This window comes from Pseudarthrobacter sp. ATCC 49987, assembly GCF_009928425.1.
Classification (GTDB): Bacteria; Actinomycetota; Actinomycetes; order Actinomycetales; family Micrococcaceae; genus Arthrobacter.
This window is the reverse complement of sequence record NZ_JAABNS010000003.1, coordinates 78,638-99,631: the sequence shown is the minus strand read 5'-3', so window position 1 is coordinate 99,631 and position 20,994 is coordinate 78,638. Positions and strand designations below refer to the sequence as shown.

Below are 20,994 nucleotides of genomic sequence, written 5' to 3'. Positions count from 1 at the left end.
GTCCGGCTCAGGACCTTCACACGACATTTAGCATGACATCCGCTCAACCAGGGGGAACCATCGTGACAGCAGCACCGGCAGTAGCCTTTTCCGAAGCCGATTGGGAGGGTATGGCCCAGGAGCTTCTGGCCGAGCCGCTCGGCTGGCGGCCAGCTACCGGCCAGGACATCGCGCCCGGCCAGGGCGAACGCGATTCCTGGGACGACCTCCTAATCCGGCCCCGGCTACTCGCGGCGCTGCAGCGGTTCAACCCGACGGTTCCGATCCAGTACCTGCAGCAGGCACTCGCCGAGATCGTTTCGCCCAAGTCAAACGACGCCATCACCGAGAACCACCGCCTCCACAACTATCTCGTGGACGGCTACCGGCTCAGCTACATCGACTCGGACGGCAACGAGGCCAACCCCACCATCCACCTGCTCAGCTCGGACCCGGACCAGAACGACTGGCTCGCCGTCAACCAGGTCACCCTGATGCAGGGCGACTACAAACGCCGCTTCGACGTCGTGCTCTACTGCAACGGCATGCCGGTGAGCGTCATCGAACTGAAGAAGGCCGGCAGCGCCACGGCCGACGTCGCCGCTGCGCACGCCCAGCTGCAGACCTACCTGCGCGAATTCCCTATGGCGTTCCGCTTTTGCGTGTTTACGCTCGCCTCCGACGGGATCCAGGCCAAGTACGGCACGCCGTTCACCCCGCTCAACCACTTCTCACCTTGGAATGTCGACGACGACGGCGTGCCGGTCGCGCCGGGGTACATGGAGGACGGCGAAGCTGTCACCGCTCTGGAAACGGCACTGCAGGGACTCTACAACCAGGAGCGGTTCCTGCAGCTAACGCGCAATTTCACCGCCTTTGACCAGGGATCGGACGGGCTCAGCAAGCGCATCGCCAAGCCGCACCAGTACTTCGCAGTGACCAAGGCCGTGGGCAGCACCATCCAGGCCGTGGCCAGTAACGGCAAGGCGGGCGTCGTCTGGCACACCCAGGGTTCGGGCAAGTCCATGGAAATGGAGCTCTACGCCAACTTGGTGGCCCGGAGCCCCCAGCTAAAGAACCCGACCGTCGTCGTCATCACAGACCGCAACGAACTCGACGGCCAACTGTTCGAGGGCTTTGACCGGAGCCTGTTGCTGGCAGAGTCCCCCAAGCAGATCCGGAAGCGCTCCGAGCTCCGGGAGGAACTGAGCAACCGCACCACCGGCGGCATCTACTTCACCACCCTGCAGAAGTTCGGCCGCAGCAAGTCGGAGAAGGACGCCGGCGCCGACCACCCGCTGCTGTCGGAGCGCCGCAACATCATCGTGGTGGTGGATGAGGCGCACCGTTCCCACTACGACGACCTGGACGGCTACGCCCGGCACCTCCGAGACGCGCTGCCGCACGCGACGCTGATCGCATTCACCGGCACGCCGATCTCCTTTGATGACCGCAACACCCAGGATGTGTTCGGTGAGTACATTGACGTCTACGACCTCTCCCGGGCGGTGGACGACGGCGCCACGGTGCCGGTGTACTTCGAACCGCGGCTCATCAAAGTTGGGCTGGCCTCGGACGTCACGGAGGAGATCCTGGATCAGGCAGCCGACGAAGCCACGCTGGGTCTGGACGACACCGAGCGGGCACGCATCGAGGCGAGCGTCGCCGTCGTGAACGCCGTCTACGGTGCGCCGCAACGGATCGCGGCGCTGGCCGCCGATCTGGTGGCGCACTGGGAGAACCGCAGCGCCCGGATGGGCAAGTTCATCGAGGCGCCGGGCAAGGCGATGATTGTGGGCGGAACGCGGGCGATCTGCGCGAAGCTGTACACGGCGATCGTAGACCTGCGGCCCGAGTGGCATTCCGACGACCTCGCCAAGGGCAAGATCAAGGTGGTCTACTCCGGTACAGCGTCCGATGTGCCGCCGGTCTCCGACCACGTCCGCCGCGACTCGTTGAACGCTGTGGTGAAGGAGCGGCTCAAGGACGTGGACGACGAGCTGGAACTGGTGATCGTCAAGGACATGATGCTCACCGGCTACGACTCCCCGCCGCTGCACACCCTGTACTTGGACCGGCCGCTCAAGGGTGCGCTGCTGATGCAGACCCTGGCGCGCGTGAACCGCACGTTCCGCGGCAAACAGGACGGGCTGCTGGTGGCTTATGCCCCGCTGGCGGAGAACCTGGCCAAGGCGCTGGGCGAGTACACGCAGTCCGACCGGACAAACAAGCCGGTGGGTAGGAACATCGATGAGGCCGTTGGCGTGACGCTTTCTCTGGTGGACTCCCTGCGGGAGCTGCTTGCAGGATACGACTGGAAGGCCGTGCTGATGAAGGGCGGCCCCAAGGCGTTCCTGAACGCCGTCACCGGTGCAGTCAGTTACCTGCGGAGCCCCGGCACGCCCGGCAATCAGCCTACTGAGGGCGAAGAGTCACGGGCCGCGAGGTACCGCAGGTTCTCCAGCCAGTTGTCCCGGGCGTGGGCTTTGAGTTCCGGCTCCGAGACGCTGGCCGAGCTGCGGCCTGAGATTCAGGTGTACGAGGAGATCCGCGTTTGGATGGCTAAGTACGACGCCGCGGACCGGCAGGCCAGCGGCGAGCCGGTGCCGGAGGAAATCCAGCGGTTGCTGGGAGAGCTGATTGCCTCCGCAACGTCGTCCGGAGAGGTGTTGGATATCTACGAAGCGGCAGGCATGCCCAAGCCGTCGCTGGATGACCTGACTCCGGAGTTCATCGCCAAGACCCAGCAGGCCCGGAATCCGCAGCTGGCCATCGAGGCGCTGCGGAAGCTGATCGCCGACGAGTCCGCCAAGACGACACGGAATAACGTGATCCGGCAGCGGGCGTTTTCCGAGCGGATCAGCGAGCTGATGAAGAAATACACCAACCAGCAGCTCACGTCCGCGGAGGTGATAGCGGAGCTGGTGGAGCTGGCCCGGGAAGTGGCGGCCGAGGGGCAGCGCGGTGCCCAGTTCACTCCCCCGCTGAACTCCGATGAGCTGGCGTTTTACGACGCGGTGGCCCAGAACGAGTCCGCGGTGGAGGTCCAGGGAGAAGGGAAGCTGGCCGAGATCGCTCGGCAGCTCGTTGGCGTCATGCAGCGCGATGTGCGCACCGACTGGACGGTCCGGGACGACGTCCGGGCGAAACTTCGCGCATCCATCAAACGGCTTCTAGTGATCAACGGGTATCCACCGGACAAGCAGCCCGAGGCAATCAAGCTGGTAATGGAACAAATGGAATCGATGGCGCCACGGTTTGCGGAGGCACGGCTTTAGCTCGAAGCTGCTTACTAAGGTCCGTCAAAGTGTGCCTTTTCAATGCCTTGGCGGCTGCACGTGCTCCTGCCTGGGTTAGGACCCCAGCGGTTCTTAATGTCCAAACAAGCTTGGTAAGGCGGGCGGGAACATACAGCGGGCGAACCGCTTGGATGTCATCGCCGGGTTCTCGGTGCCCCGGTCCGTGATGCCTATATGCCTATATAAGGTATCGGTAGACCGTGGCGCGTGAGACTCCGAACATCCTGCCGATGTCAGAGGCGCTGATGCCCTTGCCTTTGAGTTCTTTGGCCCTGGCAGCGGCAGCGTCGTCTATTTTGCGGGGCCTTCCGCCGTGGCGGTTGTTGGCCGCGGCCGCGGCGAGTCCTGCCCTGGTGCGTTCGATCATCGTGTCGCGCTCCAGCTGAGCGAATGCGGCCATGATCGTCAGCATCGCCGTGCCCATAGGCCCGGTCGTGTCCAGGCCTTCGGTCAGGGAGCGGAACCCCGCTCCCCGTTCCCGGAGAGTCTCGATGATGTCCAGGACGTGCCGGGTGTTGCGCCCCAGGCGGTCCAGCTTCCACACGGTGAGTACGTCGCCGGTTTCCAGCCGGTCAAGAGCTTTAGACAGCTGAGGGCGTTCCATCGTGGATCCGCTGACACCATTGTCGGCAAAGGTCCGAACTGCGCCGGCAGCTTGGAGTGCGGTGAGCTGCAGATCGAGGTTTTGTTCCGTGGTGGAAACTCTCGCGTACCCGATTACAGCCATGGCCATCCCGTAATTCTCTTAATCCCGAACAATTTACCGTTGTGAGACTACCGGTTGTTGGACGGTTTTTGAGACAGCGACGGTCCGTGTCGAACCGCGGGATCTCCGGCACTTCTGACACTCCTGGAAAATGACCCGGCTGTCTCAGTAATGGATCGTTTATGAGACTGACGTGGTGTCAAGGATGCGGGGCAGTGCCACACCGCCGATATCGACCGCTGCAGCCGCGGCACCGGCAGGGTCACGCATCTGATCCCTGGCCGATTCGGGGCGGCCGGCTGACGCCATCGGTGGAAGGGGTGATCGACGGGCTGATCCGCAAACGCCATCCGAGGCAGCCGCAGCTTTCCCTGGCAGCGGTTCACCGCGACATACGTCCGGGCGTGTACGGAGGACGGAATACCTGCCGCGGCGTCTGCGGGAAGGAGGCCTCCAAAAATCCGGGAACGACCGTAGTTCTTCACGGAGGAACCGGCACTCCCAGGTCCGTACCGGCAGCGCCTAGGCTTGCCAAAGTTCCAGGCTTGTCCAGTCATCAGGCACTCCGATGGAATGCTTGGTCAAATGCCCCGCTCGAGGGAACGAGCCGACGAGCTCGACTAGGCGTTCGGTCCAGCCGCCGCTGGGATCGATCACACGAAGCATGTATGCCATCACGGCCAGGGCGTTATACAGACCAAACACCTGCTTCGACGACTCTTCATCCCTTAGATGATCCAAGAGAGGAACTTGCCCCTTACTCGGCCGTTTCGGCGCAGTAACAAGTTTGCGGTTAAAAATCCGGGCGTGGTGGGCAGCCACGTTTCTCACATAGTTCAGACTCGCAATCCAGCTACTCATCACTCGCTTCGACGGTACCGCGTAGGCGGTGGCGATCTCCGTGGCGATCGAGTTCGTCAGTCCAACGTATAAGCGACTGAGGTGCCCCAGCTCCATGATCTCCGTGAGCGCCCAAATCGGCATCTGGTCGTCGTATTTCTCTCGGAAATGGGCCACAAAGGCCTCGTCGGATCCATTCTGTCGCTCTCGCATCCGGGCGATCAATTGCTCGTGTTTGCTCGGCGCTGGTCCTCCCGTGGCCGGATCCACTTGTGTATCCGTGAAAGATCCTACGAACGTGGCAGGTTCGAGATGGGAAAAGGCCGAACGTCTGCCCAAGACATACCCGATCTGCATGCGGAGCGAAATTTCAATCCTCTCGATTCCATCAAGGATGAGCATCCGCAGTCGACGGTCGAAGTCGATGAGTTCCGCGGCGTCCCGCATGGAAGTGCCGACCCGATAGTGGTTGAGGACCCGTACCCGTGGACGACCGATATCGTCCACGTACGGCTCCGACTCACGGAATGGGTAGAGATAGCCGGTAAGTCGGTAGTAACCAACCGCGCAAAGCAGTTGTACACCGCTCCGGTCCTCGGGAATGCTGACGCCGCGCAAGGCAAGCTTTTTGACCTGGTCCTCGACCGACAGCCATTGCTTTGTGTACTCAGCCACGAATCCCCTGGTTAAAGAAAATCAGCCCGAGCCGTGAGGCGAGCGGGCTGATCATGATGAACAAACCGTATCACGAACTGCCCAGTAGTCAGGGCATGGCATAGCGCCCCTGGCTTGAGCCATCTGGGAAGCCGAACGCCGATCACAGCGGGCCTACGTCGTGTCTCCGACAGCGCCCCATTTCACTTCAGGACAGCGCTTTCGCCTGAGTGTTGGGCTCTATCCTTGGGCAGCGTCATAGGCTCGTTCGATGGCCTGGCTGATGCGTCCACGGGGGCTGGGGTTGTATCCATTCTCCGTTGCCCACTTGCGGATCTTCTGAGTCTCGTCTCTACTCATCGACGGGGCGCGGCCGGTCTTGGGACCGGTCGGGCCGCGCAGACGCCGGCCCTTCGTGGCGTACCGTTCCAACGTTCCGCGCAACTCGGCGGCGTTATCTGCTGAGAGGTCGATTTCGTAGTCGGTGCCATCGAGGGAAAACCGAATGGTTTCCTGGGCATCCTCCCCGGAAAGATCATCGATCAGCTGGACATGGATTTTGCGGGCCAATAGGGGTCCTTCGTTCGTGGTTCATGCTGTCGTCTCCCCCACAGCCAACGCCAGCCCTCGCCCTCTACACTATTTCACTTCCAGCATCATCAAGACGGCAGAACAACCGTCAGGCGCGGGAGGTCACTATTTCAATTTCCCAGCGTGGTCTCGGTTATGGAGCGCGTCTCCCTCTTTGCGCCAATTAGCGAAATAGGCAATCTCCAGGGGGCGGCGCCGTTCTTGAACCTTCCAGGCACCTAAGCGCTTCTGGGCATGTTCGACATAAGTACAGGCGAGGCCCCACCAATATCGGTCAAAGGTTTTCGTGGGTGCGCTGTCAGCTGCTGGATCTACAGCGATTGCCGCCGGGGAACCGAAACAATTCGCTAGCGCCTGACGGATACTTACGCGCAGGTGTCTAGCTGTACTCAGCCAGCAGGTTGGTTACATCTGCTGATGGGTGGTCGTCCTCCGAGGGCGCTGTGGTTGCGGCGGTGGTTGTAGAAGTCTAGCCAGCCCGTGAGGGCCTGTGTGCGGTCGTCGCTGGAGTCATAGGCGTTCTTATAGGCCCAGCCTTCCTGGAGAGTGCGGTTGAACCGCTCGGCCTTGCCGTTCTGCCACGGGCTGCGCGGTTTGGTGCGCCGGTGTTTGGCGCCGAGATCCGCGATGGCCGTAGCGAAGTCCGCGGACCGGATGTAGGCCAGGGCGTTGTCGGTCATGACTTCGCGCACCGGTGCCCCGTTCGCGGCCATGAACGCCGCGGCGTTGGTCAGGAACCGGGCGCAGGTCGGCCCTTTCTCGTCGGGCAGGACCTCAACGTAGGCCAGGCGGGAGTGGTCATCCACGGCGACGTGGACGTAGTCGTACCCGATGCCGCGGCCTCTGACGGCTTCGCTGCGGCCATGGACCCGCCAGCCGCCGCCGTTCGCTATGCCGCCGAGTTTCTTGACGTCGATATGCAGCAACTCTCCGGCGGTGTCGCGTTCGTAACGGTGGTCGGTGGCCCGGCCGGCCCGGATGCGTTCGCCGCTGATCGGGTCCAGTTCCCACAACCGGGGCAGCCCGGCCCTGGCGATGATCCTAGAGACCGTGCGGGCCGGGACCTTGCAGCGTTCGGCCAGCTCGACCGGGCCTTCGCGGTGCTTCTCCCGAGCCGCGAGCACGTCCTCGATCTTCGCCTCGGGGGTGGCGTGCGGGCACGAATGCGGGCGTGAGGACCGGTCCTCCATCCCGTCCCAGCCGTGTTCGACATAGCGCTTGAGCCACCGGTGGGCGCATGCGCGGGAAACACCCATTTCCTTCGCCACATGCGCCACGGGACGGCCGCCCAGAAGACGCTGGACAAGGATGCTTCTACCGGCAGGAGTCAGACGGGCATTACGGTGGACCATGAAGACCTCTTAGTCGTTAGGTGTGTGTGGTAACCACCAACCTAAGAGGTCTTCACCCTTTTCAACATGTAACCAACGTCCTGGCCGAGTACAGCTAGCGCCTGTTGGCAGCATCGGTTCCCAGTACTGGCACTCCCATTCGAACTCCCGCATGACTTTGCTGATCTCAGCAGCTGATGGGACTCGCACGTCAGCATGCTCGATCAGAACGTGAACGGGCCACAGGGCCTCCGTGATCTTGTCAACGGCCCGGTGTTGGGCCTCATGCGACGGCCGGCGGCGTTGATGGAGCTCTCCCCGAACCAAAGCCACAGCCGATATAAGAACAGCCACAACAGCCACCCAGAATTCCGCGTTCATGGACGAGACTGTACGTGCTCCTGGCATAGATAGTTTGATCCCATCCCTATTAGTCAAAAACCCCTGAACCATCAGGTGAGGCTGCATGATTGCGGGGACGAGTTGTGACGGGCCGACAGCGGGTTATTCCTCATCCCCACAAGGCAGGTACCAAGTACATTCACAAAGGGTCATTATTGACCTTCGTCTCCGCCAGGGGGGTGTTCCAATGACTTCATTCGCGCCCTATGCTCGCTCGCCTTCTCGGTGCTAGCCGGTGCCGGCGGTCAGAAGCTGTTGTTTAGGAGACGCCTGGGACTTCTCGCGCATAGGACCCAGCTGGGAGGGGCATCGGAGAAGTTGCGCTGATGATGGCGCGCGCGACGCCAAGAGCGGCCCGGTATTCTTCCTCCTCGGGAGTCGCCCCTCTATGCGCCGCCATATTCCTGACCCTCGAGAGTTTCTCCTGGATGGCGTTCTTGCTCGGGACTTCTAAGCCAAATCCTCGTACCACGCTGGTAAGGCCGACCAAGCCATTGGCCTGCGTGATGAGCATCTGGACCACATCATCCGATATGTCGTTGCCTAATTTCTTAGCGAATGCCGTTTGTGCTGCCACTTCAGCGGCGGAAGCAGCCTCAATAACGGACTGCCGACGATCTTTGTTGCGCGACGCATTCATGTAGAGCAACCATTCGAGGGGAGGTGCCTCGCCGGCACTCGCGCGATCGAAACCTGACGCCACGGCATCTGATGTCAGCACCTGGTCGTCGCCGAGGAGTTGGACGGCGCCCAGCGGCCCATGCCATCCAGTAAGCATCTGCACTGCGCCATTTTCATCATCCAGCCACAGCTGACCTTCCGGATGGAGGGACAGCTCGCGGCTAACCAGGTCTTGCGGCGTCCAGAGTTCGAACCACTGTCGCGCGAGACCGTACCAGAGCTCGAAAAGCTGCTCAAAGCGTACGCCGACCTCTTCGGTTTTCATGTCCTGCCCCCAATTGGGACAGTCCGCCCGGAAGGCCAAACCGGCGACGCCGACGGCGCGGATGCGGACACGGCTACCATCCTGGGAAACGAGGCTTATGCTCACTCTTCCCCAAGGGCTCTCACCGTCTTGGTCCCAGGACCTCGTGTACTCCCAACGCTGGCTTGGGTAGGGCGGCTCAAGTCGAGCGCCGATATCACCTCCAGGTGCAAGGACCGGGAATGTGATAGTAACCGAGGCCCCCTCGATAAGGCAGTTGTACGATTGCCCCAAGACCTCCGGGCTTACCTGCAGGGGCATTGGTAGATGCAAATATCCCGCGAACCGCAGCGTCATTAGCGACCACCCGAATACGTTGTTGCCTGAGTCCGCCCAGCCTACCTAGGCCTCTGTTCGTGTGCCAGCCTACGGTCGGCTGCCCGGCAGTGCCGGCGTAGAGATTGGCACTTCAGAAATGGTTGTTATTGACTCCCCTCACAAGGCCGCTAGCGACATTCAGAGGTATGTTGACTCAATGTCAGTCCAAGCCCCCGATCTGCGTCTTCTAGTTCAGCGCATCCTGGAGCAGCAAAGAGCAACTGTCGCGACAGCCGCGACGCAAGCGCTCGACATTCTTGCTAGTCCTCCTGCCGGTTCACCAGCGTCGCGTGATCAGGAGTGGGCCCGTCAGCATGAACATCCCGACACGGTGGTGGCAGCATTTGCCGAGTCGGTGGGAACGGTGGCCTCGCTGCTGGCCGCGGCCGATGAATATTCCCGCGGAATCGTGGCGCTACTAGATGATGATCAAATGCTTGATTTGCCTGCCATGAATTGCGTCCGTGCCATACACGACGCCTCTTTGCGGATGTGTTCACTGGCAGACCCTGGTATCGCTGCGGAAGCGAGGCTAGCCCGCTGCGCCGCAGATTTCCTTGCAACGGTCCAAGGTGGCATCCCACTTCTTCGTATTTTTAACGACTTGTTAGGAAACAGGGGAGATCTGCAGAAAGCCTTGAGGGGCAGAGACGGGGCAGTAGAACACTTCGTTGGGATCGGGCTGGAAGTGAAGCTAAACGGGAAAGGAGACGCAATCAACGTTCGCTGTGGCAACAACCTGGCTAACGTTAACGTAAAGAGTACGGATTTGAGCCTTAAGTACACACCGCTTGTCCATTACGCGTGGGGCTTAACTCGGGGGCCACACACTCAAGCTCTTGGCTGACGCACGGGCTGTCGGGTCCTTGGTCCCAATTACTCGTGTCTATGATCTCCCCGTTGCTGGATATTTCTGATGCTCTCGCCACTAGCCTCCTCGGATATGTAGGTCTACCTGCGGATGAAGTTCTCCGATCCACGCATACTCGCCGGCTCTTGCTCATGGATCGGTACGGACGTGATGGGCGTCCGTTGTGAACCATGAGAAGTACCACCGGGGAAACTAGGCCTCCGATTTACCGGAAAGCCCTCCAGTAACAGTCCGAGCGACGGTTACCAACGGGGAATCATTAACGGCGTGAGCTGATGCAGACGGCTTGGGGCTAGACGAGGTTCAACGGTGGGAGCCATTCGTCACTGCTCGTCCAAGCAGGGACAGCGAGGGTGCGGGGTCGATGCCGGTTTCCTGTGAGGTCAGACGGTCGGTGATGTCGATGAAGTCGTGCTCATGGAGGTCTTCATCCGTGTGGAGGGGCAGGAAGGTCAGGAGGCGCAGCAGGAGAGTTTGGAGACATCCGTGGTGTAGGACTGGGCTGCGATCTTGATGCCTTCGGCCATCGTCAGGTAGGGGCTCCACAGGTTCGCGACCTGGTCCACTGTCATCCCGGCTTCCAGGATATAAACACCGGCCGCAGCGAGGTCCCCGGCATCCTTGGCGACGGCGGTGATTCCCGCGATCCGTCCGGTGTCGGCGTCGGCGACGATCTTGATGAAGCCGCGGGTGTCCCGGTTCACCAGGGCCCGGGGCACGTACTCCAGAGGCAGGACCCTGCATTCACACCGGATGCCGGCCTCGTTGGCTTGCTTGTCGGTCATCCCGACCGCGGCCAGGGTCGGGCTGGTGAAGGCGACCCGGGGCAGGTGCCGGTAGTCGACTTCGCGGCGCGCGTTGTTGAATGCGTTCTCCACCATCAGGGAGCCGTGGGCGGCTGCGACGTAGACGAATTCCCGGTGTCCGGTCACGTCGCCGGCGGCCCAGATCCGGTCGTTGGAGCTGGCCAGCTGGTTGTCGACCAGGATCTCGCCGCCCTCCCCGGTTTTGACGCCGACTGCGCCCAGGTTCAGTCCTTCCGTGACCGGCCGGCGTCCCGTGGCGACCAGCACCCTGGCGGCACGGAATTCCGCCTGCCCTCCGGAGACGGCCGCGGTAGCGATGATCCCGCCGGTGTCCGGGTCCGTGCGCACGGAGGACACTTTTGCCCGGCGGACGACGCGGATGCCCTCGTCGGCGAAGACGCCCATCAGGGTGCGTGAAGCGTCGGGTTCCTCCGCGGAGGCCAGGCGGGAGCGGACCAGCATGGTGACCTTGGTCCCGAGGCGGGCGAAGAGCTGGGCCTGTTCAAGGGCCACGTATCCGCCGCCGATGACCAGCAGGGAGTCGGGGACCTCCTCGAGTTCCATCGCGGTGGTGGAGGTCAGGTATTCCGTGTCCGCCAGACCCTCGATGGGGGGCGCCCACGGGGCGGAACCGGTGGCGACCAGATAGTGCGCGGCCCTGACGGATTCCCGGACACCGTCCTCTCGGGTGATTTCCAGGACGGGATCCTCCGGCGTTCCGGCCAACACGGCATCGCCCTGGCGTATTTCCCAGCCGTAGTCAGCGATCAGGTCCACGTACTTGTCCGAACGCATCGTCTCTACCAGGGAGCGCTTCCCGTCGATCAGCCCGGCCATGGCAACTTCGCCAGCGGAGGTGCTGATGCCGGGGAACCGGCCGGACGCGTCCAGGGCAACATGCCTGGCCTCGGCCGCCGCGAGGAGCGCTTTGGAGGGAACACAGCCGGTGTTCACGCACGTGCCGCCGACGGTGGAACGCTCGATCATCAGGACACGTTTGCCCAGGTTGGTCGCCCGGATCGCGGCCGCGAACGCTCCGCCGCCGGAGCCGATGATGGCCAGATCAAAATCAGGTGTTGGTTCAGACATGAAATCCTCCAAAGTCGTACAGCAGCGCCGTCCCGGAATGCCCGCGACGGTGCCCCGTGCATGGGTCCGTCCCCAGTCTGCACCTTCCACCATGGGGGAAGGTCAAGAGACCGACCCACCGCTGGCCGGGAACTGCGGAGTCCTCACCGGAGTCTAGGCACCCCGGACAAGGCAGGCGTTCCCTGTCCCAAACCGGCACGCACGTGTTCCAGTACCATTTCTTGACCTTCCACTAAACTGGAAGGTCAACAAGGAATCCCCTGGACGAGAGGTGCATGATGCGTATTGGCGAAACTGCCGCAGCCGCCGGTATGACGGCCAAGACGCTGCGGTTCTACGAGGACCGCGGCCTGTTGCCGGCCGCCGACAGGGCACCGAACGGATACCGCGACTACCCCCACGAGACGGTCAGCCGGCTCGAATTCATCCGCCGCGGCCGCACGGCCGGGCTGACCCTGGCCCAGATCGGAGAGATCCTCGCCGTCCGGGACATCGGCCAGGCCCCCTGCATCCACGTGAAGGATTTGCTGGCCACACAGCTCCGCGACCTCGACGCCCGGATCGCAGAACTCACCGCGATGCGGGCAACCGTCGCCGAATTCCATGACGCCGCGGCCGCCGGGGACCCCACAGCCTGCGACCCCGAACGCATCTGCAGCTACCTCTAACGAGAGCCAAGGCCAATGCCAGTTCTCCGCTACTGAATTCCCAGTGCCATCTACCTCGTCAAGGACGGCGAAAACAGAGCTGGGGATCGGCGCGCGGCCCGGGCAGTATTTGGGAAGGAATTGGCGGAATACCTGCGCTGACACCTCTTGGAAACACCCGGCCCCGATACGCCCTATTAATGCGGCCAGTGGTTCCCTCTCTCTCCGGACCGCGGCAGACTTGCACCGGAGACCTACAGGACCACCACAAGGAGAATCCATGAGCACCGCAATCTCAGTCGTTGTCTTTGATGTCAATGAAACCCTGTCGGATATGTCGCCCATGGGGGAACGCTTCAGCGAGGTCGGGGCACCGGCCGAGCTGGCCAAGCTCTGGTTCGCCACGCTGCTGCGTGACGGCTTCGCGCTGGCGGCCAGCGGAGACAACGGATCGTTCGCCGCCATCGGCTCCGACATACTCCGGGGGCTCCTGGCCGGGGTGGAGCTCAACCGCCCTCTTGATGCGGCGGTCGACCATGTCATGGGCGGCATGAACGGCCTCGGGGTACATCCGGACGTCCCTGACGGGATCAGGGCCCTCGCCGCTGCAGGGTTCCGGCTGATTACGTTAAGCAACGGCTCGGCCCGGATCGCCGAGCAGCTGTTCAGCAAGGCCGGGGTCCGGGACGCGTTCGAGTTGCTGCTTTCGGTCGAAGGCGCGCCCGCATGGAAAACTGCCCGGGCCTCCTATGAATATGCCGCCGCCGCGTCCGGGGCCGACCTGGCTGGCATGCTGTTGGTCGCCGTGCATCCGTGGGATATCCACGGCGCCGCCCGTGCCGGGCTGCGCACGGCCTGGCTGAACAGGACCGGGGGAAGCTACCCGAGCTACTTTGAGACTCTTGAATTCACAGTTACCGCCCTGACCGAGCTTCCCGCGGCCCTGGCAGCAGCGCACTGACGATGACTGTGGCCGGCGGCCGGAGGGGACCGGCTGCGGATGGCCGCCGGCCCCTGCCGCTGGCTGCTGGTTTGAGAGATGAAACCCGGCCGGGTGGAAGGGTGCCGATGCTCCCTTCCACCTTCCACGGGTCTAGGCGGTCAGTTTCGGGACTGCGGGAAGGTCCAGTTCCGTGCCGGCGTAGTGGTTGAAGTAGTTCGTGACAAGGTTGGCCGCAATGTGGGCGAATGCCTCGGAGAGTTCCTCTGCGCTCCATCCAGCGTCAAGGGCCGCCTGCCAGGCCGCGTCGGAGACGCTCCCGGTCCGGGCCGCGGCTTCGCGGGCGACCGAAGAGATGGCTTCGAGTTTGTCATCGAACTCCACTTCTCCGGCGCGGATCGCGAGGATCTGCTCATCGTCCAGTCCGGCCCGGCGTGCCGAGAGGGTGTGTGCGGCCTGGCAATAGTCACAGCCGTTCTGGTTTCCGACGGCCAGGGCGATTGCTTCGCGAGTGCGGGCGTCGAAGCTGCCGTGTGCCGCGATGGCGGCAGAGATTCCCTCGTAGGAGGCGATCACGACCGGCGAGTGGGCCATGCCGGCGTGGATGTTCAGCAGCTTGCCCATTTTCTGCTCCAGTTTCCGGGCGATCGGTTGGGAGGCTTCGGGTGCTGTGGCAACGGTGTGGGCGGGAATGCGTGGTATGCGGGTACTCTCTTATCTCTGGGGTGATTGACAGGACAAAACTGTGGTGCGTGGGGGAATAGCCAGTTGCGCAACCGCGGGCGGTCAGGGATGGTGGTCGCTGACGATGACGCCCCCGCCGGGGGCGAAGGCCACATGGCCTTTGATCATCCGGGCCAGGGGTGTCGGCCGGGGGTAGGACCAGGCGGCATTCGGTGCCCGGTGGCCCCCTGCACGGACGTGGTGGTAGCGGGCGACACCTTTCCAGAAGCACAGGGTCCGGACCCAACTGCCCTCCAAGGTGTCCGGCACCAAGGACTCCGCGGGGAAGTAGTGGTTGCCTTCCAGATAGATCGTCTGCTCCGATTCGGCGATCACTTGGCCGTGGAAGGTGGCGGTCATCATGAGGAACTCCTAGCCAGTTTGGACAGGACGTCGCGGTCCTGGATGACGATGCGCCCGCGGCCCTGGCGGATGGCCTTCCTGGCCGTGAGCTCACCCATGATTTGCTGGTGGCCTCCCGGGAGGCGCCCAGGAGACCGGCGAGCTGTTCGTGGGTCAGGTGGATGGTCGGGGCCTGGCCGAAGCGCGGCGGCCCCGCGGTGTCACCGAGTTTGAGCAGGGTGGATGCCACTTGGGCGGACAACGGCCGCAGGGCCAGGTCGGTCAGGCGCTCTTCGAGACGGGCGACCTGTTCGCCCAGAAGCCGCGAGATCCGGATCGCGATGCGCGGATCCGAGAGAAGGAACCGCTCGACCTCATCCACGCTGAGCTGGCAGATCGCCGAGTCTTCGATGGCCTCGGCATAGTTGTCATACATCCGCTGGCCCACGAGCATCATCTCCCCGAAGACCGCGCCCGGTTCCAGGATGGCCATCGTCAGAGCCTTGCCGTCCTCGGCGACCCGGAAAATACGCACCCGTCCGGATTTGAGGATGAACAGCGCCGTGACGGGCTGACTTTGGCTGAACAACAGCTCCCCGCGGCGGAACAGCCGGGCCGGGGCCATGAGGTCCATGGCCTCGATCTCTCGTGCGCTCAGATCAGCGAACAGATCAACTTCATTCAAACAACTGAACGGGTCAGCGGGGCCTGCCATGAGCGCTTCGGCCTCTCGTTGCCGCGGGGCGCACGGTCGCAGGTCTCCGGAGACGGTGGCCCCCACATCGACCCGGCAAGTATCGGTCATGCCCGGCTCGTGAGGACGCGGACCGCCACCAGTCCCAGAATAACGCCATAGATCAGATGGCCCATCAGGCTCATCGGCGCGGTGAGGTCAACGACGAACAAGGCCATGCCCATCATGACCGGCATGATCATCAGCGGCCCAAGAACCCACCAGATGGCCCCGTAACCGAGCCCGACCAGGGCGCCGAGGCCATACCCGGTCAGGAACCGGTTACCGAACAGCACCGTCAGGCCCAGCCCGATCAGCACCGAAATCATCATATGGACGCCGAAACCGACCACCGCCGAGGTGGAACCGACCATGGACGCTATGACGGGCAGCATGCCCATCATCGCCATGAGAATCCCAAATACAATCCCGCCGGCGATGCCCCCGGCGGGAACACGCCGGCCGAGGCCGGTGCCGGACGTAAGACGGGGAAAGAGCTGATGCAGAAGCCATGACGGCGACCTTCCATCGAAGAGTTCTTGCTGACGTTTTCACCGTATGGCCGGTCCGGGACACGGTTCAGTAATCTGCACTACACAGCAGATAAACATCGAGAACCGCGGCCGGCGCCACGGTGAAGCCAAGAACCTGAACCAGGAGCAGCTGAGCCTAATTCCACTCTCCCTGGCCCGCCAGACCCCTCAGTCCGCTGGCACCCGAGGAGTGGTGCAGTCGTTGTTCTTACAAACGAAGGATTTTGAGAATCACCGGCCTTGAGAATCTCCACGGCCGCCGCGCACTACTGCCCAGCGGCTTCAGAATGCGGAATCCGCCCTTGCGTCGATGAGCGCCAACTAGCGCCGTGGTTCTCACAAATAGTTCTCAAAACGGCACAGTCGAGTTAGGGACCGAATCGAGTGTTGAGAAGGGCTGACGTTTCGGCAGCCCAGCCTCCACTCCATAGATCCCGTCAGCTGGCTACAGGAGGCGGCTGAGCCGATTGATCGCAGTTCAAGCACGAAATGGAACCTTTGAAGGTTTGATCTCAATAGTCTCGGGATACCCATGGGACAGAAGTAGCATGCGGAGCGCTCTCTTCCGCCGCTCAAAATCGCCTCCAGGTCCAATGATGATTCCTGAGATGGGTGTCTCGCTGGGCGACTCTTGGAACTTAATCTCTAAGTAAGGAGTCAGCCCATGAGGAGTCTCCCTAAATCGAACACCTTTGCTCATCCCTTGTTGGTTCACTGGCAGACGGGTGACAAGGCGCCACTCCTCCTCCGCCGAGAATGATGGATCCTTGTGAAAGGCAGCTGCCACGGCCAAGTAGCCAAAAGATTGTTGATGGAACTCAAACAGCTTTCGTGCGAGGGCTTCGACCACCGAGTCCTTCTGCAGAACTCCACGCATGAAGCTATCTGGATCTTTCAGATATCCGTCTCTGTTCGCGGCAACAGCATCCCTAACCCCCGCAAGATCACGAATCTGATCACCTAAGCCGCCGGGAAACTCTTCTTTCCACCGAGCGATTGCGTCCGTTGCCCAACGGCTAGCTGCGCCTTCAGAACGAGCTGCATCGTATGAGACAGATGCAAGGATTCCCTCACGAGAACGTTTCACATAGTTTTCGTGAAGTATCCGAGTATCAAATCCGATGGCGTACCCGCCAGGCGAGGCGTATCCCCGCCACTGGCTCAACAGGTCCTTCTCTTCGCAAAGACAGGAAATAAATGTGGCCTCATGCATCCTGTTCAGGATCGTCGTGCTCAGTCCCGCACCCGCCGGGATCAGTTCATTTAGCTTCTTGTACTCGTCTTCCCATGCAACCTCTAGCTGGTCCAAGGCATATCGCAGTTCCGAAGAATCGTTCAGATGGGAGGCTTCTGTTGCCCACAGAACGCCTCGTCCAACAATGCCGACGGCTCCAGACGTGTTCGTGTAGTGATAGAGCGTCTCTGGGGCTTGGCTGGCTATGGCCTCGTCAAGCAATTGAAAGCCTTCAGCGTGACTTCGATCCTGCGTCTCCTGGTCATCTGTGTTCACGGGAACCATCTTGATCGACAAACGAGCCCATCGGAAACGCCGTCCCACTTCCTTGGAACCAGGATGACCCCGGTGGGACACTCCCCGCCGACCGCAACCGGCAGCCGGCCGCGTAACTTGGCCGTCCCGATGTTGTCCCACAACCCCCGCCACAATCACCGTCACAGGTGCAATCTTCGGTACGGTGCGGGCTGCACGGTCCTGCGCCGACGCTGACCGGGCCCGGCTCGTCAGCCCACGCGGATGCCATGGTCAGCGAGGAACTCGCAGGCACGGCCCACCTGGCGGTCGGTCGAGAAGGCGTACCACTGGTCGCCAAGGTTCTCGCCGTGAACGAGGTCGCGGAACCGGAAGAAGGCACCTTTGCCCTCGATCGCCCGCACCAGCCGCTCCCGGAGAGCCTCATCATGCTGCCGCCCGGCGAAGGCCGCCATATCCCGCCACCCGTTCCGCGAACCGGTGCAGTTGACTCGAAGCCAACGCTCCGGCTCCTCCTCGACGTCGATGGCGGCGTCCTCCCCGACCATCATCGGGTCAGTGGCGCTCTCGTCGTACACCTGCCCGGTGCACAGGTCGAGATAGCCACCGGTCGACAGCTCAGGATCCCCTTCCAGCACGGTGCTGAGCATGTCCAGGTCTACTGGCACCACTTGGCCTGTCAGCGGCTCGCGGCGCAGACCGGCCAGCAGGTCCTCGGCCAACACCCGGTCACCAGCGCCGCCCCGCCAAGTCAGCCGGTTGATGACCGACAGTGCCACCGGCTCGGCTTCCTGGCGTCTCTGCTCCAGCGCCATCGGTATGCCCGCCCCCACCTGTTGCAGAGCGTCATCGATGTGCCGTCCCGTCACCGCCGCGAGGAAGCGGGCCGCATCTGCTGCCGCGATGGATTCACGCAGCTCGGACAGCTCGAGCCCCGGCACCTGCACCTGTGCGGGCCAGGCGTGCAGCAGCATCGGGTGCGGCCGGCCCGGTTTCCCCGGCGCCCGGCTCTCCCCGTCGTCGGTAGCCCACCGGCGCCCGTACTGATCCGGGATGCTGCCCCAGCCCCAGTACGGCAAGGGGACATCAGGACGGATACCCAATACCTCCAGCGGGTCGACCTTCACCTCCCCGACCACACACCGGTGCATCCACGCGTCACCGAGATCGAACGTGAACTGAAACTCAGCCCCCGGCTCCACCGTCCGGGCGACCTTGGCAGCAGCGATGTCCATTGGCGCGATGATCGGCCCGCGGATCGACGAGGCCATTTCAGCTCCCGTCTCTTCATCAGTGATCACCCGGCCGTCGGCCAGGGTGAACACTGACAAGTGCGAGCGGTCCCACCGGGCGAAAGCATTGTTGATGGCATCGGCGAGATCCATGAAGGTGTGCGACGGACCTACCGCGAAGATGCGCCCGGGCCACGGCCACAACTCCTCACCACGACCACCGAGCAATTCCACCGTCACCGACAACCAGATTCGTGCCATACCCCAAGAATGACACGCACCGCGGCGCTGCCGTAGACGCGTTACTGCAAGGCCCGGCGCCAGCATCCCGCAGGAGGCCGCTGTTCCGCGAGACGGATGAGGATCCCTCAGCGACCCTAAAGAAGTTGCCTTAGGTAGATCATCAGGGATTCTGTTGGGTTCCTGTCGTGGAGCTTTCGGACAAGAGACCCGGGTTCACGAGCAACGGTCAGAAGTGGCAGGGCCGGGCAGTTCCGTTCTGGCGTTCACGGGATTTGCAGGGATGGAGGCCACATTGAAGAGCGCTGCAACCATCAGCCCTAGCCCTTCGCGACAGCAGGGAGATCGTCGGGGTTCCAGATCTGCTTGGCGATGTCGCGGTACAGATCGCCGCGCTCTATGACGTCGGCGGCTTTAAACTGCTCGTAAGGCTTGAACGGAAGTCCGCTGGACTTGGCGAAGGCCACAAAGCCGGGATTCTTCTCGTAGCTCAGCGGGTTGAGGCTGGCCGCGAGCAAGTTCTGACTGTAGTAGTGCGGCAGCTTCTTCTCGTAGGTGTCGTCGTTGTAGCTCGCGTTGAATTGCTTCGGGAGCAGCAGTAGGTCGCCAATGCGGTTGCGGTGTCGGGCAAAGTCTGACTCATGGTTGAACTCGTCGGTGTGGCGCTCGGGGTGGTTGGCCCAAATATGTTCGACTTCGTAGCGCACTTTTGTGCCGTTGGTCAGCTCAATGTAGGGGGAGGGAAGGCCCGCGCGGACGGTGACGTGGTCCGTGATCCGCGCCAGGATCTTGTGGAGTTGCCCGCGGTTTTGTTGGTGGACGTGCAGGTGGTTGTTGCTGTCAAAGTTCTCGTCAATCTTGAGCAGGGCGTCGCGGAGTGCGGTGGCGAGTTCGGAGGCCCCAAGCCCCCGGATGTCGCGCATGACATTGAACATGGCGTACTGCATCGTCGAATAGGCGGTGGCTCGGAAGTTCCAGATTCGCCAGGCGAGCAGGATATCGGTGAATCGGCCGACGATCTCCAGCTTCTGGTCGATGACATGTTTGCTGTCCTCAACCCGAAGTGGTGCCATAAGGAGCTGGTCCTGCAGGGTGAAGCCGAGGTCGCTGTTGTATCGCACGAAACGTAGCGGGCTGTCTGGGTGGAATGTTCCCTTAGATGCTCGGATGACGCGCTCGTACTGGTGGCTGTAGAAGTCGAGGTCACGGGTCACGAACTCGTAGAAGTTTTCTTCTGACCTGAGGCCGATGCTCTCTTGGGCCCCGCGAAGCCAGCGGTGAAACTCTGTTCCAATGCGGTCCCAGTCTTCCGGCTTGGCGCCCTTCTTGCGTTCTCGGATCTTGGTTGAGTATTGGCTTCGGAGCCAAGTCTTCAGGAAATCCGAGCTGGCGTCGTCGGCCTGGTCGTCGAGGGTGCGGAGTCGTTTGCGCCAGAGGTCGTTTGCCGTGGTGCGGGGCTTGCCGTCTTCCATATTGGCTAGTAGAAAGCCCTTGAGCATGTCGGCCGGGGTGAGTTTGAGTCCGCGGTCATTCATTGTCTCGAAGATCGCGTACGCATCATCGTCGGTGTATGCAGTGATCTGCACGAGCTGGACCCGGTCCTTGAGCCAGTCGATGAAGAACGGCAGCGCCTGGTTCCTCAGCTCATCCGGAAAAAGTACGTCCAGCTCGCTGTACCGTCCGGCGAGGGTGTGGACTGACTCGGATGCGTCGGCCCGTGGCTCGTACGCGCCGGCCTCGAAGAGTTCCTTCATGCAGTCCATGCGGTCAGGAACGTCGAGGTTGAAGGACTTCTCTCCGAACTTCTCCGAGAAGATTAGCTGGTCGATGTCGACGGCGTCGTCACGGCCGTGCTGCAGGCGGCGTAAGAAAGTGAGCAACAGGGTGAGGCTGGTAAGTCGCTGCTGGCCATCGACTATGAACGGCTGGCTTCCCTTTTGGGAGACGATGATGGAACCCAGGAAGTAGCCCGCATATTTGGCGACGTCCTTGCGCGCATGGTCAGGCTCGTAGAGCTCGAGAAACTTCGTGGTGAGGTCGGCAACTAGCTCGGCGAGCTGCTTGGCCTCCCATTTATACTCACGCTGGTAATAGTCGATCGCGTACTTCTTCTTCTCCAGTACTTCGGCGATCGTCTTGGCGACGCCATCGATGGTGCGGTCAATGGTGCGGTCAGTGTCGCTCATTCATGGCTCCCGGCGATCTCGGCGATGAGGTTGTCTCTCTCCGACTTCCAGACGGGAG

Annotated in this window: 16 protein-coding genes and 1 pseudogene; 4 read left to right on the top strand and 13 right to left on the bottom strand. The window is 62.2% G+C overall.

The genetic code is table 11. From position 1 onward, the window contains the following. The first annotated feature begins 32 nt into the window (after nucleotides 1-32). Nucleotides 33-3,257 (top strand): type I restriction endonuclease subunit R, encoded by a 3,225-nt coding sequence (locus GXK59_RS20045; RefSeq protein WP_160669343.1) that lies wholly within the window; start codon nucleotides 33-35, stop codon nucleotides 3,255-3,257. A gap of 199 nt (nucleotides 3,258-3,456) precedes the next feature. Here GXK59_RS20045 and GXK59_RS20040 read toward each other — a convergent pair whose 3' ends face one another. The 5 genes from GXK59_RS20040 to GXK59_RS20020 all read right to left on the bottom strand — a co-directional run bounded on the left by GXK59_RS20040 (nucleotide 3,457) and on the right by GXK59_RS20020 (nucleotide 8,748). Continuing rightward, nucleotides 3,457-4,005, bottom strand: a complete 549-nt coding sequence (locus GXK59_RS20040) for a recombinase family protein (protein WP_160669342.1) — start codon at nucleotides 4,003-4,005, stop codon at nucleotides 3,457-3,459. A 501-nt stretch (nucleotides 4,006-4,506) separates the two neighbouring features. Continuing rightward, on the bottom strand, nucleotides 4,507-5,499 hold the full coding sequence (locus GXK59_RS20035; RefSeq protein WP_160669341.1) for an Abi family protein: 993 nt from the start codon (nucleotides 5,497-5,499) through the stop codon (nucleotides 4,507-4,509). Between the two features lie 219 nt (nucleotides 5,500-5,718). Further along, entirely contained in the window at nucleotides 5,719-6,048 is a 330-nt protein-coding gene (locus tag GXK59_RS20030) for a histone-like nucleoid-structuring protein Lsr2 (protein WP_160669340.1), read from the bottom strand. Nucleotides 6,049-6,458: 410 nt separating this feature from the next. Then, nucleotides 6,459-7,421, bottom strand: coding sequence for an IS481 family transposase (locus GXK59_RS20025; RefSeq protein ID WP_160663676.1), 963 nt, complete (start codon nucleotides 7,419-7,421; stop codon nucleotides 6,459-6,461). 640 nt (nucleotides 7,422-8,061) lie between these two features. Beyond that, entirely contained in the window at nucleotides 8,062-8,748 is a 687-nt protein-coding gene (locus GXK59_RS20020; RefSeq protein ID WP_160669339.1) for a hypothetical protein, read from the bottom strand. Nucleotides 8,749-9,262: 514 nt separating this feature from the next. Here GXK59_RS20020 and GXK59_RS20015 point away from each other — a divergent pair. Beyond that, nucleotides 9,263-9,952 carry a hypothetical protein gene (locus GXK59_RS20015; RefSeq protein ID WP_160669338.1) on the top strand — a complete coding sequence of 230 codons (690 nt, stop codon included), beginning with the start codon at nucleotides 9,263-9,265 and terminating at the stop codon, nucleotides 9,950-9,952. Nucleotides 9,953-10,428: 476 nt separating this feature from the next. Here the strand turns inward: GXK59_RS20015 and merA are convergent, their stop codons facing one another. Beyond that, nucleotides 10,429-11,871, bottom strand: coding sequence for a mercury(II) reductase (gene merA / locus GXK59_RS20010; RefSeq protein WP_160669337.1), 1,443 nt, complete (start codon nucleotides 11,869-11,871; stop codon nucleotides 10,429-10,431). A gap of 278 nt (nucleotides 11,872-12,149) precedes the next feature. Here merA and GXK59_RS20005 point away from each other — a divergent pair, with 278 nt between their 5' ends. Together GXK59_RS20005 and GXK59_RS20000 are read left to right on the top strand one after the other, a co-directional pair. Next, entirely contained in the window at nucleotides 12,150-12,539 is a 390-nt protein-coding gene (locus GXK59_RS20005) for a heavy metal-responsive transcriptional regulator (protein ID WP_160669336.1), read from the top strand. Between the two features lie 259 nt (nucleotides 12,540-12,798). Continuing rightward, entirely contained in the window at nucleotides 12,799-13,479 is a 681-nt protein-coding gene (locus tag GXK59_RS20000) for a haloacid dehalogenase type II (RefSeq protein WP_160669335.1), read from the top strand. 132 nt (nucleotides 13,480-13,611) lie between these two features. On the opposite strand, the gene GXK59_RS19995 is transcribed toward GXK59_RS20000, so the two are convergent. The 7 genes and pseudogenes from GXK59_RS19995 to GXK59_RS19965 form a co-directional block, all read right to left on the bottom strand. Next, a complete protein-coding gene (locus tag GXK59_RS19995; RefSeq protein ID WP_237394040.1) occupies nucleotides 13,612-14,082 on the bottom strand; it encodes a carboxymuconolactone decarboxylase family protein in 471 nt (156 codons plus the stop codon). A gap of 162 nt (nucleotides 14,083-14,244) precedes the next feature. Next, nucleotides 14,245-14,544, bottom strand: a complete 300-nt coding sequence (locus GXK59_RS19990; protein ID WP_160669334.1) for a DUF427 domain-containing protein — start codon at nucleotides 14,542-14,544, stop codon at nucleotides 14,245-14,247. Nucleotides 14,545-14,935: 391 nt separating this feature from the next. After that, a pseudogene (locus GXK59_RS20825) lies at nucleotides 14,936-15,148 on the bottom strand (Crp/Fnr family transcriptional regulator); the annotation flags it as partial. A gap of 176 nt (nucleotides 15,149-15,324) precedes the next feature. Next, entirely contained in the window at nucleotides 15,325-15,666 is a 342-nt protein-coding gene (locus GXK59_RS19980) for a hypothetical protein (RefSeq protein WP_202129245.1), read from the bottom strand. A 601-nt stretch (nucleotides 15,667-16,267) separates the two neighbouring features. After that, nucleotides 16,268-17,299, bottom strand: coding sequence for a DUF2971 domain-containing protein (locus GXK59_RS19975; RefSeq protein ID WP_160669333.1), 1,032 nt, complete (start codon nucleotides 17,297-17,299; stop codon nucleotides 16,268-16,270). A gap of 230 nt (nucleotides 17,300-17,529) precedes the next feature. Continuing rightward, nucleotides 17,530-18,771 carry a UPF0158 family protein gene (locus tag GXK59_RS19970; RefSeq protein ID WP_160669332.1) on the bottom strand — a complete coding sequence of 414 codons (1,242 nt, stop codon included), beginning with the start codon at nucleotides 18,769-18,771 and terminating at the stop codon, nucleotides 17,530-17,532. 299 nt (nucleotides 18,772-19,070) lie between these two features. Then, nucleotides 19,071-20,936: a DUF262 domain-containing protein gene (locus tag GXK59_RS19965; RefSeq protein ID WP_160669331.1), complete on the bottom strand. Its 1,866-nt coding sequence runs from the start codon at nucleotides 20,934-20,936 to the stop codon at nucleotides 19,071-19,073. Nucleotides 20,937-20,994: the final 58 nt, after the last annotated feature.